This window comes from Sorangiineae bacterium MSr11954, assembly GCA_037157815.1.
GTDB classification, from domain to species: Bacteria; Myxococcota_A; Polyangia; order Polyangiales; family Polyangiaceae; genus Pendulispora; species Pendulispora albinea.
This window is the reverse complement of sequence record CP089984.1, coordinates 4039751-4055556: the sequence shown is the minus strand read 5'-3', so window position 1 is coordinate 4055556 and position 15806 is coordinate 4039751. Positions and strand designations below refer to the sequence as shown.

At 64.8% G+C, this 15806-nt stretch carries 12 protein-coding genes and 1 pseudogene; 3 read left to right on the top strand and 10 right to left on the bottom strand.

The genetic code is table 11. The features are described 5' to 3' along the window. Positions 1-20: 20 nt before the first annotated feature. The 9 genes from LZC94_16030 to LZC94_15990 all read right to left on the bottom strand — a co-directional run bounded on the left by LZC94_16030 (position 21) and on the right by LZC94_15990 (position 12478). The gene (locus LZC94_16030) at positions 21-1493 is read right to left on the bottom strand and encodes a carboxypeptidase-like regulatory domain-containing protein (protein WXB18732.1); all 1473 of its coding nucleotides are present in this window, start codon (positions 1491-1493) and stop codon (positions 21-23) included. A gap of 232 nt (positions 1494-1725) precedes the next feature. Further along, positions 1726-3225 (bottom strand): carboxypeptidase regulatory-like domain-containing protein, encoded by a 1500-nt coding sequence (locus LZC94_16025; GenBank protein WXB18731.1) that lies wholly within the window; start codon positions 3223-3225, stop codon positions 1726-1728. A 348-nt stretch (positions 3226-3573) separates the two neighbouring features. Beyond that, positions 3574-3999 carry a DUF4259 domain-containing protein gene (locus tag LZC94_16020; protein ID WXB18730.1) on the bottom strand — a complete coding sequence of 142 codons (426 nt, stop codon included), beginning with the start codon at positions 3997-3999 and terminating at the stop codon, positions 3574-3576. Positions 4000-4007: 8 nt separating this feature from the next. Next, positions 4008-4466, bottom strand: coding sequence for an immunity 26/phosphotriesterase HocA family protein (locus LZC94_16015; protein ID WXB18729.1), 459 nt, complete (start codon positions 4464-4466; stop codon positions 4008-4010). A gap of 495 nt (positions 4467-4961) precedes the next feature. After that, the gene (locus LZC94_16010; protein ID WXB18728.1) at positions 4962-5657 is read right to left on the bottom strand and encodes a response regulator transcription factor; all 696 of its coding nucleotides are present in this window, start codon (positions 5655-5657) and stop codon (positions 4962-4964) included. Positions 5658-5684: 27 nt separating this feature from the next. Further along, positions 5685-8117, bottom strand: coding sequence for a hypothetical protein (locus LZC94_16005; protein ID WXB18727.1), 2433 nt, complete (start codon positions 8115-8117; stop codon positions 5685-5687). Between the two features lie 192 nt (positions 8118-8309). Then, positions 8310-10601: an excinuclease ABC subunit UvrC gene (gene uvrC, locus LZC94_16000; GenBank protein WXB18726.1), complete on the bottom strand. Its 2292-nt coding sequence runs from the start codon at positions 10599-10601 to the stop codon at positions 8310-8312. A 66-nt stretch (positions 10602-10667) separates the two neighbouring features. After that, entirely contained in the window at positions 10668-11339 is a 672-nt protein-coding gene (locus LZC94_15995; protein WXB18725.1) for a hypothetical protein, read from the bottom strand. Further along, positions 11336-12478 carry a BamA/TamA family outer membrane protein gene (locus tag LZC94_15990; GenBank protein ID WXB20200.1) on the bottom strand — a complete coding sequence of 381 codons (1143 nt, stop codon included), beginning with the start codon at positions 12476-12478 and terminating at the stop codon, positions 11336-11338. The genes LZC94_15995 and LZC94_15990 overlap by 4 nt, the downstream gene beginning before the upstream one ends. A gap of 358 nt (positions 12479-12836) precedes the next feature. Here LZC94_15990 and LZC94_15985 point away from each other — a divergent pair. Next, positions 12837-12959, top strand: a pseudogene (locus LZC94_15985) (leucine-rich repeat domain-containing protein). A 124-nt stretch (positions 12960-13083) separates the two neighbouring features. Here the strand turns inward: LZC94_15985 and maiA are convergent. Further along, a complete protein-coding gene (gene maiA, locus LZC94_15980) occupies positions 13084-13731 on the bottom strand; it encodes a maleylacetoacetate isomerase (GenBank protein ID WXB18724.1) in 648 nt (215 codons plus the stop codon). Between the two features lie 95 nt (positions 13732-13826). On the opposite strand from maiA, the gene LZC94_15975 reads away from it, so the two are divergent. Then, positions 13827-14369, top strand: coding sequence for a hypothetical protein (locus LZC94_15975; protein ID WXB18723.1), 543 nt, complete (start codon positions 13827-13829; stop codon positions 14367-14369). A 96-nt stretch (positions 14370-14465) separates the two neighbouring features. Next, positions 14466-15791 carry an aminotransferase class III-fold pyridoxal phosphate-dependent enzyme gene (locus tag LZC94_15970; protein ID WXB18722.1) on the top strand — a complete coding sequence of 442 codons (1326 nt, stop codon included), beginning with the start codon at positions 14466-14468 and terminating at the stop codon, positions 15789-15791. Positions 15792-15806 lie beyond the last annotated feature (15 nt).

Below are 15806 nucleotides of genomic sequence, written 5' to 3'. Positions count from 1 at the left end.
TTTGCCGCCCGGACGACCCATCAGTGGATGACGGGGGGCGGCGGCGGCTCGGTGTCCTTCGAGATGCACGACGAGAGATCGAAGAGCATGAACTCGAGGGCTTTTTCTTGCTCCGAGAGCGGGCCCGAGACGCATTCTTGGGTGGGAAACGTCTTGCCCAGGTGGTCCGCGCGTGCGCCGGCCGAAACGTGCAGGTTGGTGTAGACGGCGCGTCCGCAGGCCTCCGCCTCGGGCTTGTCGAGGGGCGCGTTGTACGAGACGAACTGCACCGCCTTGGGCGGATTGGCGTTGAACTTGTCGCCGTTCTCGTGCCGGCCGACGTACTGAGGAATGGTCGCCCAATCTTGGGCCCGTGGATCGGTGACGGCGCTCATGATGTCGCGCGCTTGTTGGATGGGCAGCATCTTGTCTTGGGGCGTGGCGCCGACGTTTTTGAGCCATTGGGCGAAGGCTTTCCCCTTGGGGAAGCTATCGTTCACCACCGCGAGCTGCGTATCCCTGTCGTTCTCGGGGATTTCGTTGACGTTCCAGCTTCCAATCGAGGGCACCGGGGCGGGCCCTAGGCGAAACCAGATCTCGTGCCAGTGCGAGGCGAACACGCGGCCGCCCATCGACTCGTAGGCATAGAGGGCGTTTCGGGTGGCCGGCGGTTTGTCGTCCGCGAACCTCCCGCCTTCGCACGAGAGGATCACCATATCGTAGGCTTTGAGCGTGTCCGTGCTGCTCCACAGCTCGTTCGCGCTCGCGAACTCGGTGCCCGAATCGAACTTCACCGTCGCGCCGCCCTTGCCTTGGTACAGGTGAATGCGCCCGTCTTGTCCTCGCGTCGAGAACTCTTTCGGGTCGAGCCCCATACGGATGGGCAAGCACTCCATGGAGTCGGCCCCGCCGGTGGCGATGGCGATATGGGGAATGCTCCCCTCCCCCCGGTTGCGCGGAAGGTGCGTCTGCTCCTTGGTGAGCTTGGTCTCCGTGCAGGCCGGCACATTTACCGTGACATGTTCCCGGCGCCATTTCCCGATTTGCACGACCACCGGGATCTTCTCGCCCACGGGCACGTTCTTGAGGGTGAAGTTTCCGAACGCGTCGGTCACCGCGGAGCTCACGGGATCGCCCGTGTAAACATTGGAGCCCGAGTCGCAGCGGTCGCACGATGCGCCGGTGGGGATGGTCTCGAGCTTTGCGTTCGGCACGAAGACGAGCGCGTTGTAGAGCGGCACGTTGCCCGCCGGATCGTAGACGGTGCCCGTCAGGGTCGTGTCGCCGCCACCGGGGCACGTGACGCGTTGAAGGCACAGGCCCGTGTTGCACGGCTTGCCGCCGTCACCGCCGCCGGGCCGCGGAATGAAGGAGCCGTCCACGGGGTTGCCGCCGTCTTCGCCCGGCGCGGGGCCGAACCCGGAGGTGTCGCTGCTTCCGCAGCTTGGGAGGCCGAGTAAGACGCCCGCGAGGATCGCGCACGACGCCGTAAGGATCTGTGAAGCACGGTGCATGAGAACACCCCTTGAAGTGGAATAATGAACCCCGTCATCTAAGCCAACACCCGACCGAATTCGTCCATTCGTCGTGCATCCATGCGCTTTTTGTAGCCAGCTGCAGGTGCAGGTAATCGACGTTGGTCGCGAGCGGGGGATTGAATTCCAGTGACGGGGCTCGTCGCTCGCCGTAGGTCGATGCGTCCGCCCGTCGCACGCGACGCGCGACGGGCGGGTGACCGCTTGGTGATCAGTGGATGGGCGGCGGCGGCGGCTCGGTGTCCTTCGAGATGCACGACGAGAGATCGAAGAGCATGAACTCGAGGGCCTTTTCCTGCGGCGACAGATCGCCGGAGATGCACTCGGCGCCGGGGAACGTCTGCCCGATATTGTCTTTTCGAGCGCCCGACGAGACGTGCAGACCGCTGTAGACGGCGCGCCCGCAGGCCTCGGCCTCCGGTTTGTCGAGCGGCGCGTTGTAGGAGACGAACTGCACGGCCTCCGGAGGACTGGCCAGGGTCGGCGGATCGTCGACGTTATTTTTTCGCCACATGTAGTTCGGGATGGTGGCCCAGTCTTGCGCCCTCGAACCGAGGGGCAAGCTCAAATTGCGGCGAGCCTGCTCGATCGGCAGCTTGCCCTTCGCCGACGTGGCTTGGACGTTCTGCAGCCAATCCGAGAACGCCTTCCCCTTCGGGAACTTCTCGTTCACCTCCGCGACCTGGGTGTCCCTGTCGTTCTCCTGACTCGAATTGGTCCATCGCCCGATCGCCGGCACTGGGCTGGGACCTTGACTGAACCAGATATCGTGCCAGTGCGACGCAAACACGCGACCGCCGATCTTCTCGTATTCGTAAAGCGCATTGCGCGCCGATTCCGGTTTGCTATCCGGGAATCGGGCACCTTCGCACGAGAGAATGACCATGTCGTAAGCTTTGAGCTGGTCGACGTTGCTCCACATATCCGTGCCGGCATTGGCGAAGGACGCGCCGCCTGCCACGTCGTTATCGAACTTGATGGTGGGCTTTTGGGTTCCCGAGCCCTGCCCCTGGAAAAGATGAACGCGACCGTCGCCCGCAGCGCCCTTGGTCGAGAACTCGCTGGAGTCGAGCCCCATGCGGCGCAGCAAGCACTCCATGGAGTCCCAGCCGCCGGTGGCAAGGGCAATATGCGGAATGCTTCCTTCACCGCTGTTCTTCGGCAGACGCGTGACCTCGGCCGCGACCGGATTTTCACCGCACGACTTGGTCACGTTTATTTTGACGTTTTCGCGGCGCCATTTCCCGATTTGGACGACCAAGGGGATGTTGTTGTCGACGGGCACGTTCTTCAACGTGAACTTCCCCGACGCATCGGTGAGCGCGGAGCTCACCGGATCGCCGGAGTACACGTTCGATCCCGAGTCACATCGGTCGCACGACGCGCCGGTTGGAATCTTTTGAAGCGGCGCGTTCGGTACGAAGACGAATGCATTGTAGAGCGGCACTTTCCCAGCCGGATCGTAGACGGTCCCCGTGATCGTCGTGTCGCCGCCCCCCGGGCACGACACGCGTTTGAGGCATAGACCCGTGGTGCACGGTCGAGGACCGCCGCCATCGGGTCGTGGGGTGAAGCTACCGTCGTCGACGCGCCCCCCATCGTCCAGGGGGTTGAAGCCCACGTCATCGCTGCTCCCGCAGCTCGGGAGGCCAAAGATGACGCCAGCGAGGATCGCAAAGGATCCCGTAAGTAACGCAGAAGCACGGTGCATGAGACACCCCTCCTAAGAAAAAAATGGGCTCTGCAATCTACGCTGACACGGCGGCAAGTTCCCCCCGGACGTCTTGTGTCCAGCGCGCTTTTGTCGCTTCTTGCAGGTGCAGGTAATCCAGATCGCGGATGGCTGGTTCGGGTAAGTTCCAGGTCCTGCTCTCCTATGTCCGGCCAATGGCCAGTTCCGGTCAGCGCGTCGCGTCACGAACACGGCATCGCCATCATGGCGCGATTCGTCGACCGACACCTCGAACCGCGGCGCTCCCGACCTGACGCGCAACAAAGGGCCCGACCATCACCTCGACGTACTCTCGAGACGACCACCGCGTGCTTGGCGGCGAACCACCTACGGTCGATGACGAGCCGTGGGGGACACGCGATCGTGGCGAAGTCTCCCTTGAAGTCCTTCGAGCGTGGCTCGCCAGAGTGCGTCCTCGGAGCTCTCTCCCCAGAGGGATGCGAGCTCCGACTGTGCGCCAGAGACGGCGCTCAGCCCATCGCGAGCAAGCTGCACGATGTCGGCGCCGGGATTCCAATGCGGAACGATTGGGACGATGTCATCGGGCAAGCCCGCGACGTCACCGTCGCATGCTGCGGCGACAATCGCGGCCGCGGCCACCACCGTGGATCCATCGTCCGCATCCAGATAGTTGGCACTCGCCACGTGTTGAAGTGTTTGCTGAATCGCGGTCGCGACGCCCGTCTCAAGGACCCAGTCGGCCCAATCGAGCGCGGTATCGTTTTGAAACGGTTGATGTCCCCACGCTCCCATGACGTTCCTTACCCGAGCCTGACCTGCGGGCAAGCCTCACCGCGAAAGAAACACTTCAAGCGAGCGATCACGGCGCTCGGATTCCAGATGACCGACTCTTCGAGCCCGGCGATCTCGGCCTCCGTTGCGCGCCTTTCCTCTTTGCCTGTGTCAGACCGCCATTCCTGTATGAACAAGAATCCGGCGGCGGTCGATCTCCAGAACCTCATGGGTTCATTCATAGGAGCAGGCGGAGGTACATTGCCTAAAATCGGCCACTGACCCTCTTCAATGGAATCGATCATGCAGACAATACGAAAAGCAACGACACTAGCAACGACGGTATCGAGGGAAACCCTACGATCGCTCTCGAAGCCGTAGAAGCCTACGAGATTTCCTCGAAGAATGTGACCAAACGCGAGCTTGCCGTCTGCCAACGGGATCTCGAAAACATCTCCAAGTCGGGGTATGATTTTTCGCCGTGCCATGAATTCTACCGCGCTAGCTGCTCTCGATCGGGTGGCGTGAGTGGTCCAAGCTTCGGTGTGATGATAGCGCCGGCTGCGCCTTCGTAGATGCTCCGCATGGGTTTGTCGCGCGCGATCCCGTTGATCGAATTTCCTGGAGCGCCCACCCGGTTCGCTCCTTGGCCCGCCGAAATGGTCGACGACTCGAGCGGAAGCTCTTGCGAGCTGGGCCCCAAGTTGTTCCACGACACCGAGAGCCGCTCCAGTGCGTCAAACTTGAAGGAGCGTACGACAGGGTTAGTACCTCGATCGACGAACGTCGACATAGCGGCATCCGTAAGCGGATCGCGGTCGTCACCACTCCATTCGCTTCGGTGATCCCCGTCAATCGACGGGTCGGGGGCTCGTATGCAAAGGTCGTCGCACCGTTCGCGGGATTGGGGATGCGCACGGGTGTCGTCAAAACGTATCCCGCTCGTGCGTATCCACGTCGACCCGACGAAAGGCCGACCGATTCTAAAGCGCCAACTTGTACCCGTAGCCGTACACCGTCAAAATGTGCTTCGGCTTCTCGGGCGATATCTCGATCTTTTTACGCAACTTCACGATGAAATTGTCCACCGTGCGATTCGACGGGGACGCATCGAGACCCCAAATTTTGTGCAGAATCTCATCGCGGCTCACGGGCTGACCGGAGCGATCGGAGAGCAGGCGCAAAAGCTCCACTTCGTAGAACGAGAGCTGCAACACTTCGCCGTGGCGCGTGAGGGTGTGCGCCGCGAAGTTGACCTGCGCTTCGCCGATTTCGAAGGTCTCCGGCGCCGAGCCGGTGCGGGCGGCGCGGCGGAAGATGGCGCGGATGCGCGCAATGAGCTCGCCGACGCTGAAGGGCTTGGTGACGTAGTCGTCGGCGCCCGCGTCCAGGCCGCGGATCTTGTCGGTCTCTTGGGAGCGCGCCGTGAGCATGATGATCGGCACGAACGGGCTCCAGCGCCGGAGCTCCTCGCAGACGGCGTACCCGTTCATGTCCGGGAGCATCAGGTCGAGGATGATGGCGTCGGGGGTCTCGTTCCGGGCGAGCGAGACCCCCTCTTTTCCCTTATCTGCAGAGAGGACGCGGAAGCCTTCGAACTCCAGCGAATCGCGCAACCCAAGGACGATGTGAGGCTCGTCCTCGATGATCAGAATCGTCTTCTTGAGTTGCGCGACCATCTCGATGGAAACCGCGGAGGCGCGGTGTCAGGGGGTTCCGCCGTCGCCGCCGGCCGTCTTGGGCGGCTCCTCGATGCACGCCAGGTCGATGGTGGCGCCGTTGACGGGCTTGTCCTGGTTGGAGAACTTCACCGCCTGAGCGCACTTCTCGTTCGGGCTCTTCTTCCGGGTGACGTAGCACCAGCCACCCTTGGTCGAGTTGACGCACGAGTTGTTGACCAGCTGCGTTCCCGTGAGCTGCTTGATCGCGCAGACCGGCTGATCCAGCACCTCCTGCGGCTCACCATCGTTCTTCAGCTGCTCCTTGTACCGAGCGAGGATGCCGGGATCGGGCTGCTCGCGGTTCTTTGCCGGATCGCATGCAGTGGCCTGGTCGCCCGTTTGCGGGAGCCGCTCGAGGACCAAGCAGGGCACGGTGCCGTCGGAGGCCTCCTCCAGAGGCTGCGGGATGCATCGCTCGTTGAGCGCGTCCTTCAGCCGGTTGATGATGGTCCGAACCGCCGGGTTGTAGCCGTAGGTCGGGTTCTTGACCCCGCCCTCGAGCGAGCGCGGGCAGAGGGAGGCGACGATGCCCTGCTTGTCGAGCGCCCTGGCCACCGAGAGCTCGCTGACCGTCGGATAGGCCTTGCCGCGCGTTTGGAGCGTCTTCTTCCCCGACTTCGGATCCAGCTCGCAAAGCGAGGACTGCGACAAGAGGTTTCCGCTGTCGTCCGTCGAGCAGTCGCACGCGTCCTTCTCGGCCTTGTTCGTGCAATCCCGCGGCGTGGGCAGCTTGAAGGTGCATGCATACTGCAAGTCCTTGAAGGCCGTATCCCACTCACCACCGTTGGCCGCGCCCGACGTGGAGGCCTCGGCCAAACCTGCGCGCTTCGCGATGGACTCCCGCATGCGGGCGTTGATCCCATCGAACTTGTAGTGGAGCGGATCCGGTCCCAAGATCCGGTTCCAATCGGTGACATCCAGGCTGTCTTTGAACTCGGCCTTGTTGTCGTCCGTGAGGTCGTCCGGCTTGGTCGTCAGGAGCTGCCAGGGGACACCACCGATGACCGCCAAGAACACCAGATCGTCCGTGCGGCTTCCCTTCGGCAGGTTGCAGAGCGCATCGAGGCCCGCGGCGTCCGCCTTGCCATCCTTCGGGAGATTCTTGGCGAAGAGAGGGCTCGTGCAGTTGGTCTGCCCGACGTAGTTGAAGGACGGCTTGCCTTCGGCGTTGGCAGGGTGCTCGCCGCGGCGATCCGGCACCTTCGCCTTGCTGAAGCCATTGATGTACCGCTCGATGGGATACCGCGGATCGACACCGAAGCGTCGCTTCATCTCGTAGAAGCGGACGTTGGGGTTGTCATCCTTGTCGCTCAGCGGGATCACCTGATCGTTCGCGTCGCGGCACTCGGGCTTTCCTTTGGCGTTCGTCTGGTAACACGAGAAGCACGCGTCGTCGTTCGGGTTCTGGGCGCAAGCCGCGGTACCGCCCGCCACGTGCGTGCTTCGATCCGTGTAGTAGTAGCCGTGCCCGCCGACGGCGAGCGGGTCGACGTTCGACTCGTTCTCGTCCGTGAGCATGATGATGGCGACGAGCGAGTCCTCTCGGAGGAACTTGGCGCGCTGCGCGAGGATCGTGTTGTCGACCCCGTTGAGCTGCGCGATTTGATCGCCGCCCGACGGGACCAGGGAGATGCTCTCGTACGGGTCGGGCTGCACCAAGAAGCGGTAGGCGCTCTCGAGCTGCGCCTCGTATCCGCATCCGTTCTGACCCACGCCGACGACCAGGGAGCTGAAGTCATTGACCAGCAGCTGCTGGTCATCCTGCGGCGTCACATCCTCGCCTTTTTTGAGCTTCGCCCGCTTCTCTTTGTTCTTTTCGACGGGGGGAAGCCATGCGAGGAAGTTGCTCGGTGCGGTGTCGGCCGTCGGGGGCCGATTGAGCAGGCGGCCCTTGTCGTCGTCGAAGCGCGTGGTGTCCGTGCCGCACGTCGCGCCCGTGCCTCGGTCGCCCAAGGAGGACGAGACGATGGCGATGTGGATGTCCTGCACGGGCTCGAACTCGGGCTTGCTGCCCGTCGGGCATGCCCCGCCCACGCGCTCGACGACCCCGCCGTTTGAGTCACTGATGCAGTCGGGGGTCAGCAGACGGGTGATGAGGGCCGGCACGGCCTCGCTGAAGAGCTTTTGCTTGTCGCCCATCGACGAGGAGTTGTCGATGGCGAACAGGAGATCGAGCTTGTCGATCGCCGACTGCCGAATGCGCGTGTTGTAGTTGATTTTCGTGGTGGGCGGTTCACCGCTGACTTTGCGGGTCAGACACCCGCTACCGACGCCGCCGATGCCCGCCAGAAAGCCCGCGACCATCAACGCACGGGCGGCCGAGCCCATGAGCGAGCGCCGTGGCGTGGGTTCCTGCGGGGTTCGCGCTGTGGCGCGGGTGGCATAGGCGGCTTCGGGGCCGCCTCCGGTCTTTTCCATGTCCGCTACTCCCTCGTGGTCGTGCGTAGCTGCGCGGCCCCTGATTTCAGGAGCTCGGCTGGAGTAAAGCATATCGCGCACCAAGGTGTGAAGGTCTTCGCGTGCGCCACCTTCGATGAAAGTCCTTATGAAAATGCCGTTTTCCGCACACGGTAGGGCATGAGAGCAGCTGTCAACGACGTTGGCAGACGCTCACGTCGTTGCCTCGTCGGGCGTGGTCGCCGGCCCAGGAAAAACCTTGCGAAGCGCAGCCACATGTCGCTTGTTGACCCCAGGTACGGCGAGCAAGGTTGCGTCGTCGGCGCGCTGAACGGCGGACGCCGAGCCAAGCGCCTTGAGCAATGCCTTCTTCGTGTTCGGACCAATACCGGGAACGTCGTCGAGCACCGAGTGAAGTCGCCGCGCCTTGCCGCGCTTCTCGCGTCCTCGGTTGGAGAAGCGGTGCGCTTCATCGCGCAGGCGGGCGAGAAAGAAGAGCGATGCCGAATGTGTCTTGAGTGGTATCGGATTTTTCTGTCCGGGGAGATAGACGCGGTCGACCATCGTCTCGCCAAGGACGTTCTCTTTTTCCTTTGCAAGGCCGACGATCGGCAAATGGTGTAGCCCCAAATCGCGTGCGGCCGCGAGCGCGACGCCGAGTTGGCCGCGGCCGCCGTCCACCACGAAGAGATCCGGAAGCTCCCACGGATCCGCCTCCGTCCCACCGAGCTGCGACGTGGCCTCTCCGTCTGCGCTCTCGGCGACCCCGGGATCTTCCACGATCGTCGCCTCGGAAACGTCGTCGAGGGGGGTGGGGTCCGCATCGGAAACGTCATCGAGAGGGGTGGGGTCCGCATCGGAAACGTCATCGAGGGGGGTGGGATCCGTCTTGGAAACGTCTTCGAGAGACACGGCGCCCGCCTCGGAAACGTCTTCGAGAGACGCAGCGCCCGCCTTGGAAACGTCTTCGAGAACCCCAGGGCCCTGCCCTGCACCTGCCGCCAAGCCGCGACGGAATCGCCGTGCCAGTACTTCGTACATGGCGGCATAGTCGTCGCCGACCAATTCTCCGCCGGAGCTGCGATTTGGAGTGGAGGTGCCACGGACATGAAACGTGCGATAACGCTTTTTGTCGGGTACGCCATCGGTCATGGCGACGATGGCCCCCACCGTATCGCCACCGCCAAGGTGCGAAATGTCGCAGCACTCAATCCGGCGGGGCAAGGTGGGCAAGCGCAATCGCTCCTGCAGCTGCGCAAGGCGCTCCTCCACGCTGTCGGACACCCGCCGCTTCTCCAGGAAGGCGTGCCGCGCGTTGTCGTTCGCCATCGCCAGCAAATCGGCGCGTGCACCGCGCTTTGGATGAACGATGGATACCTTGTGACCGGCCTTGTCCGATAGCCACTCGCCAATACCGGCGTGACCCTCCGGCAAACACGGCACCACGATCTCCCGCGGGATCGGCACCCGCGCCACCGTCATATCGCGCACCGCCGTCACGTCGCGCGGCGCCGGATCACCTGCCACCGCGTCGCGCGCGCCCGCCTCGCCTTCGTCCTCGAGGTCGGGCTCCACATCGCCATAGTGCTGCGCGATGAACGCCGCGACGATCTCCTCGTCGGGGATCTCGGCGTGCTTGACGGCGAATGTACCCACCTCCCCCAGCCGCCCCGCCCGCACATGGAGGATCACCAGCTCGACCAGGTCCCCTTCCCCCTCGCGGTATAGCCCAATGACGTCTTTTTCGACGTCGTCGTCCGCCGAGACGACCCGTTGCGATTGGCGCACCTGCTCGATGGCGCGGAGCTGATCGCGGTAGACGGCGGCCAGCTCGAAGCGCGTTTCGCGCGCGGCGTTGCGCATGCGATCGGCGAGCTCGTGCGACAGCTCGTCATGGCGTCCCTCGATGAACATGGCCACGGCGCGCACTTGGTCTTTGTACCAAGCGGGGTCGACCTCGTAGACGCATGGGGCCGGACAGCGCTTGATTTGATATTGCAAACATGGGCGCCGACGGCTCGTCAGCTCCAGATCGCTGCAAGTCCGAAGTTGGAAATGTTTGTTGATGAGATGAAGCGCCCGCCGGGCCGCGGTGGCCGAATGGTAGGGGCCGAAGTAGCGGGCGCCGTCGGCGGCGGGCTTGCGCACCACGTCCAGGCGCGGCCACGCGTGGGTGACGTTCAAGCGGAGGGACAGGTACTCCTTGTCGTCGCGGAGCTTGACGTTGTAGCGGGGGCGCAGCTCCTTGATGAGTGTGTTCTCGAGGATCGTCGCCTCTTTTTCGTTGGCGGTGACGATGGTCTCGAGATCGCCGATGGTCTCCAGCAAATGGGGAATGAAGAGCCGCGTGTCGCTGCTGCCGCTCTGGAAGTAGCTGCGGACGCGGCTGCGCAGGCTCTTGGCCTTGCCGACATAGACGGCCTCGCCTTTTTTGTCCTTGAACAGATACACGCCGGACTCGGCGGGGAGCGCGCGAAGCTTTTCCTGAACCACGTCGGGGAGCACGGGATGTTCTTATAGCGTTCGTTTTCGGGGAGAGCACCTCTTCGGTACGCGGGCGCGCTTCGGTGCTCAGGAGGGCACGATGGACTGCGTACGGAATTGAAGGGTGCGGTCGCTGGTGCGCACGGTGCGGACGAAGAGGTTCACGAACGAGCCGAAGAGGGCGTCGCTGGGGCCGATGCCGGTCGAGCCGGTGGGGCGCGAGGCCCAGCGGTTCATCTGCTCGAGCATCTCTTGGCTCACCGGGTTGATCTCCACGATCACGGCCAGAAAATGCGCGGTCCCCGCCCGAAGGAGCGCCTTGTCCGCGATGAACAAATCGCGCGCCTCGGCGCATTGGCGCAGGACGCCCTCGGTGTTGATGGCCGGCTGCTCGCGTACGCCACCGCGGGTGCTGGTGATGGTCACCCGGTACGCCTCGTTCCAGAGATCGTAGACCACGCGGCACGTTTGAAAGGCCAGCGCCACCGGCTTGTCCTCGCCCGGGCGCATCACGAAGGAGCGCATGGAAATGACGGTGGGAAGGCCGCTGGAGAGCTTTTGCGTCAAGGGCGCGTCGAAGACGTCGCGGTAGGAGAAGCTCGCGATGAGGCGCGTCTTGTCCCAGGCGAAGTTGGCCTGACGCGATGGGAGCGCGGTGGCCGTGGGGGGCTGCTCTTGGGCTCCGGCCTCGCCGGGGGCTCCAAAGGCCAGGCCGATCACCGCGGCCATGCCCGCGAGGAGGCGGTGGGCTCGGGTCATTTGCCCTCCGAGCGCACGGGGACGAAGCCCAGGAGGTTCGAAATGCCAAAGGTGAAGCCGCCGGCGCTGGTCTCGATGCGCAGGCCCGCGTTGAAGGTCAGATCGATGGGGACCTTGGAGAGGCCGTTGTAGCCGCGCGGGGGCTTCTGAAGGTTCAAGTCGTCGGTCAGACCGTAGATGCCGGCCGAGCCGAAAAGATCGATGCCGTAGATGGAGCGCGTTCCGCGGTAGATGGGGATGCGGTACTCGAAGTTCAGCTTGGCAGCGTAGGTGCCATAGCGCATCTCGAGGATGCTCGTGTCGAAGAAATTGGGCGCCGCGCGCCGGTCGAAGTTGAGGTCGAGGACCCGGTCGGGGAGCAGCTCCGAGAAGTCGCCCACATAGAAGCGCTCGAAGAGGGGCGCGTCGCCGAAGATGCTGCCGAGAAAGCCCTCCAGCCGCAGCACGTGGCCCCAGGGCAGCGGAAACCAACGCGAGCCGCGGAATTGCAACTTGGTATACGGGTAGGCGGTGCCGAGCGGGGTGAGCGAGACCTCGGAGCGAACCGTGATATGGCTGCCGCGGCTCGGCAGAAAGGGCTCGTCGCGCGTGTCGTGCACCAGGGTGGCGCGCAAGGTGGAGAGCAGCGAGCTGCCGCCGTGCAGGTGAAAGTCGATGGGCTCGATGTCGAGGCCGCGACGGTGGCTGGCCGCGCGCGGGAGGTTGGCGTCGATTTTTTCGAAGCGGTAGTCGACGAAGAGCTGCGTGCCGAGGCCGAGATCGTGCCCCACGCCCAAGGAGCCGCCGAAGCGCTGGTAGGCGGCGACGGCAAAGTCCTGCTCCCCCATGCGGGAGGGATCGTCGCCGAGCACATCGCGGTTGCCGTCGACCAAGACGTCGCGGTTGCCGAAGAAGTCTTTGGCGTTGTTGTAGAGCAGCTCGACATTCGCGATCCACGGCGTGCCGTAAAAATGCGGGTCGGCGAAGCGCGTGCGCAGCGCCAGCTGGCGATCGGCGAGGGCCACGGCGCCGCCCAAGGTGATGCCGGTGCCCGCGAGGTTGCGCTCCGAGACATCGATGCCGCCGTAGGCCGTGAGCGGGCGCGCGCGGCCATTGGGCTCGGCGTCGGCCGAGAGACCGAGCCATAAATCGTTGATCATCACCGTGTTGCGCTCGACCACGCGGACGACGAGGACCACGCGGCCGCGCCGGGAGCCGCGGCGGAGCGACAGCTGCACGTCGCGGAAAAAGCCGGTTCCGAGCAGGCGAAAGCGGGTGACGGAGATTTCCTTGTCGTCGACGTCCAGCGCGTCGCCGGTCTTGAAGGGGACGTAGCGGAGGATGACCCGCGAGAGCGTGGTGGTGTTGCCCTGGATCTCGACGCCCTCCAGCCGATAGCGGAGCCCTCCGCGGCCGGGCGCGTGCGCTGCCATGGCTTGCGCCGCGCCTTCGCCCTCGTCGTTGGGCGCCTCGGGGGTCGCCTCCTCCGGCGAGGGGCTCTCGCCCGAGGATGAAGGCGGCGCGGGGCTGGCCGGGGGCGCGGCGCCGCCGGGGGGTTCGACCGGGGTGCCGATGGTGGTGGGCGGCGGCGGGGGCGGTGCGGCCGGAGGCGCCGAGGCCGATGGCGCGGATGGCGTCACCTCGGGCGGGGTGCGCTCGCCGCCCCAGGTGCGAATGGGCTGCGCCGAGGCGACGGCGGACCATGCCATCGCGAGCCCGGCTCCCAGCGCCGCCGCCGGGCGACGATAGCGGTTACGGAAAAAGGTCACGGACTGGCGTCGGGTTGGCGCTCGGGTATGGCGGCTTGGGCTGCGTCGGTGGCGAGGGCGGCCTCCGCCGCGGCCACCGCGCGTGGGTACGGGGACAGGTCCACGCCAAAGCGTTGGGCGCTGTACATCTGGGGCACCAGGAAGAGATCGGCGGCGGTCAAGGTGTCGCCGTACGCATAGCGTCCTTCGACGCCTTCTTGCTCATGAAGCGCCATGAGCCGCTCGAAGCTCGCGAGCCCGCGCGCGTTGAAGTGCCTGGACCACTCTTTGCGCAGCGCCGGATCGGACGCGAGCCGATCGGTCACCGCCAGATTTTGCATCGGCTGCGTCCCTGCGTTGATCACCTCGACCAAGGAGCGCACCCGCGCCCGGGCCCAGGGATCGCGCGGGTAGAGCGGCGGATCGGGGTACAGCTCATCAAGGAGCTCGATGATGGCCACCGACTCGACCAACGGGCGCCCGTCCACGAACAGACAGGGGACATAGCCCGTAGGACTTCGGGCCCGGTGCTCGTCGCGGTGCTGTTCCCCTTCGCGCAAGTTGACCGGGATCGACTGAAATGGGAGCTTTTTGACCGCGAGCGCGAAGCGCACACGGTACGAGGAAGACGACCGCCAATACGTATAAAGGACGAGCTGCGACATGGCCCCGGCATCTTCGCACGCCCGCATGCGCCTGCGAAGCAAGCGCGCGCGACGTCGCGGCCGGCAAGGTCATCGAATCGAAAGGCATGGCTCACATGCGGATTTTTGCTCCGACTTTGATTTGGCTCGCGGCCGCGTCCGGCTGCGTCCAGGAAGACTGGGGCGGCCCCAAAGGACCTCCCGTCGCCCGCCCCCAACCCCAACCTGCGGCCACCGTATTCCCCCCGAGCTCCGGAGCCCCTGCCCCGACCGCCGAGACCACCGGCGAGACCACCTCCGCCGCCCCGCCGCCCTTCGACGCGGCGCCGGCAGGCACCACGTCGACCGACGGCTTGACCCCGCGCGTCGACGCGACCCTCAGCGGCGGGAAGATCCCCGGCTTCGACGAGGCCATCGCCGGCATGCGCTCCACCCTCAAGGCCTGCGTCGACGGCAAGGCGACCCAAAACGCCCGGGTCGAGATCACCGCGCGCATCGGCCCCAAAGGCAATGTGCTCAAGAGCGACAAGGTCGGGGGCACGTCCTTTGCGCAAGGCGCCGTGCCCTGTTTGGTCAAGCGCATCGAGGCGGCCCAGTTCAAAAAGCCCACCGAGGGCTCGCCCCGCATCACGTTCCGCGTGCGGATGTCGAACGAGTGATCCGGCGCGTCGGGCGCCGCGATCGCCCGACGAAAAGCGCATGTCGCGTTCGCTCGGCCGCTTGATTCCCAGGCGCGAGCGGACGATCGTGAACGCATGAGCGACCAAGCACTCACGGCCGACGAAATCGTCGCCCTGTCGAAAAAGCACACCCTGTTCGAGTGGTCCGCGCAATCGGCGGTCGACCCCATCCCCGTTTCGCACGCCAAGGGCTCCTATTTCTACACGCCGGATGGGAAACGCTACCTCGACTTCAATAGCCAGTTAATGAGCGTGAACGTCGGCCACGGCGATCCGCGCGTGATTCGGGCCATCCAGAAGCAAGCCGAGACGCTCGCCTACGCCAACCCCTTCATGGCCCACGAGCCCCGTGCACGCCTTGGAAAGAAGCTCGCCGCCATCTGCCCGGGCGACATCGACGCGTTCTTCTTCACCAACGGCGGGGCCGAGGCGAACGAAAATGCGATCAAGATCGCGCGCTTGTACACCGGTCGCTCGAAGATCCTGGCGCGCTACCGCTCCTACCACGGCGGCACCGCCGGGGCGATGACCCTCACGGGCGATCCGCGGCGCTGGGCTGCGGAGCCGGGGATCCCGGGGGTGGTTCGCTTCCCCGACTTCCACAAGTGGGGCCGCAAGGATCCGGAGCCGGTCGCCGAGTCGCTGCGCGACATCGAAGAGGTGGTCATGTTCGAGGGCGCCAAGAACATCGCCGCCATTTTGGTGGAGACGGTGGTCGGCACCAACGGCATCCTCATCCCGCCCGACGGCTACATGCAGGGCCTGCGCGCCATCTGCGATCGCCATGGCATTTTGCTGATTTGCGACGAGGTGATGGCCGGCTTCGGACGCACCGGAAAGTGGTTCGCCGTCGATCACTATGGCGTGGTTCCGGACATCATCACCATGGCCAAGGGGCTCACCAGCAGCTACCTGCCCCTGGGCGCGGTGGGCATGCGCCGGCCCATCGCCGATCACTTCCAGGGCAATGTGCTCTTCGCGGGCCTCACGTACAACAGCCACCCGATGGGCTGTGCCGCGGCCTTGGCCACCATCGGCGTCTACGAGGAAGACGGCTTGATCGAGCGCGCGGCCAAGATGGGCGAGGTGCTCCGAAAGCATCACCAAGCGCTCTACGAAAAGCACCCCAGCGTGGGCGCCACCCGATCCATCGGCCTCTTTGGCATGGTGGAGCTGGTGCGCGATCGAAAGTCCTTCGAGCCGCTGGCCCCCTACAACGGCACCAGCGACGCCATGAAGCAGGTGCACGGGCACTTGAAGGAGAAGGGCCTCTACACCTTCGTGCGCTGGAACGGGATCATGACCAACCCGCCGCTCACGGTGACCGAGGACGAGCTCGCCGAGGGCTTTGGCATCATCGACTCGGCGCTGTCGTTGGCCGATAAATTCGTCAACGGCTGACCGGTAGGCGCGACC

Bases quoted from the DNA above. Each gene is read 5' to 3' on its own strand.
- LZC94_16010 (WXB18728.1), bottom strand. From the start codon at position 5,657: ATGGTCGCGCAACTCAAGAAGACGATTCTGATCATCGAGGACGAGCCT.
- LZC94_16030 (WXB18732.1), bottom strand. From the start codon at position 1,493: ATGCACCGTGCTTCACAGATCCTTACGGCGTCGTGCGCGATCCTCGCG.
- LZC94_15990 (WXB20200.1), bottom strand. From the start codon at position 12,478: ATGATCAACGATTTATGGCTCGGTCTCTCGGCCGACGCCGAGCCCAAT.
- LZC94_15970 (WXB18722.1), top strand. From the start codon at position 14,466: ATGAGCGACCAAGCACTCACGGCCGACGAAATCGTCGCCCTGTCGAAA.
- LZC94_15975 (WXB18723.1), top strand. From the start codon at position 13,827: ATGCGGATTTTTGCTCCGACTTTGATTTGGCTCGCGGCCGCGTCCGGC.
- LZC94_16005 (WXB18727.1), bottom strand. From the start codon at position 8,117: ATGGAAAAGACCGGAGGCGGCCCCGAAGCCGCCTATGCCACCCGCGCC.
- LZC94_16025 (WXB18731.1), bottom strand. From the start codon at position 3,225: ATGCACCGTGCTTCTGCGTTACTTACGGGATCCTTTGCGATCCTCGCT.
- LZC94_16020 (WXB18730.1), bottom strand. From the start codon at position 3,999: ATGGGAGCGTGGGGACATCAACCGTTTCAAAACGATACCGCGCTCGAT.
- LZC94_16015 (WXB18729.1), bottom strand. From the start codon at position 4,466: ATGGCACGGCGAAAAATCATACCCCGACTTGGAGATGTTTTCGAGATC.
- LZC94_15995 (WXB18725.1), bottom strand. From the start codon at position 11,339: ATGACCCGAGCCCACCGCCTCCTCGCGGGCATGGCCGCGGTGATCGGC.
- maiA (WXB18724.1), bottom strand. From the start codon at position 13,731: ATGTCGCAGCTCGTCCTTTATACGTATTGGCGGTCGTCTTCCTCGTAC.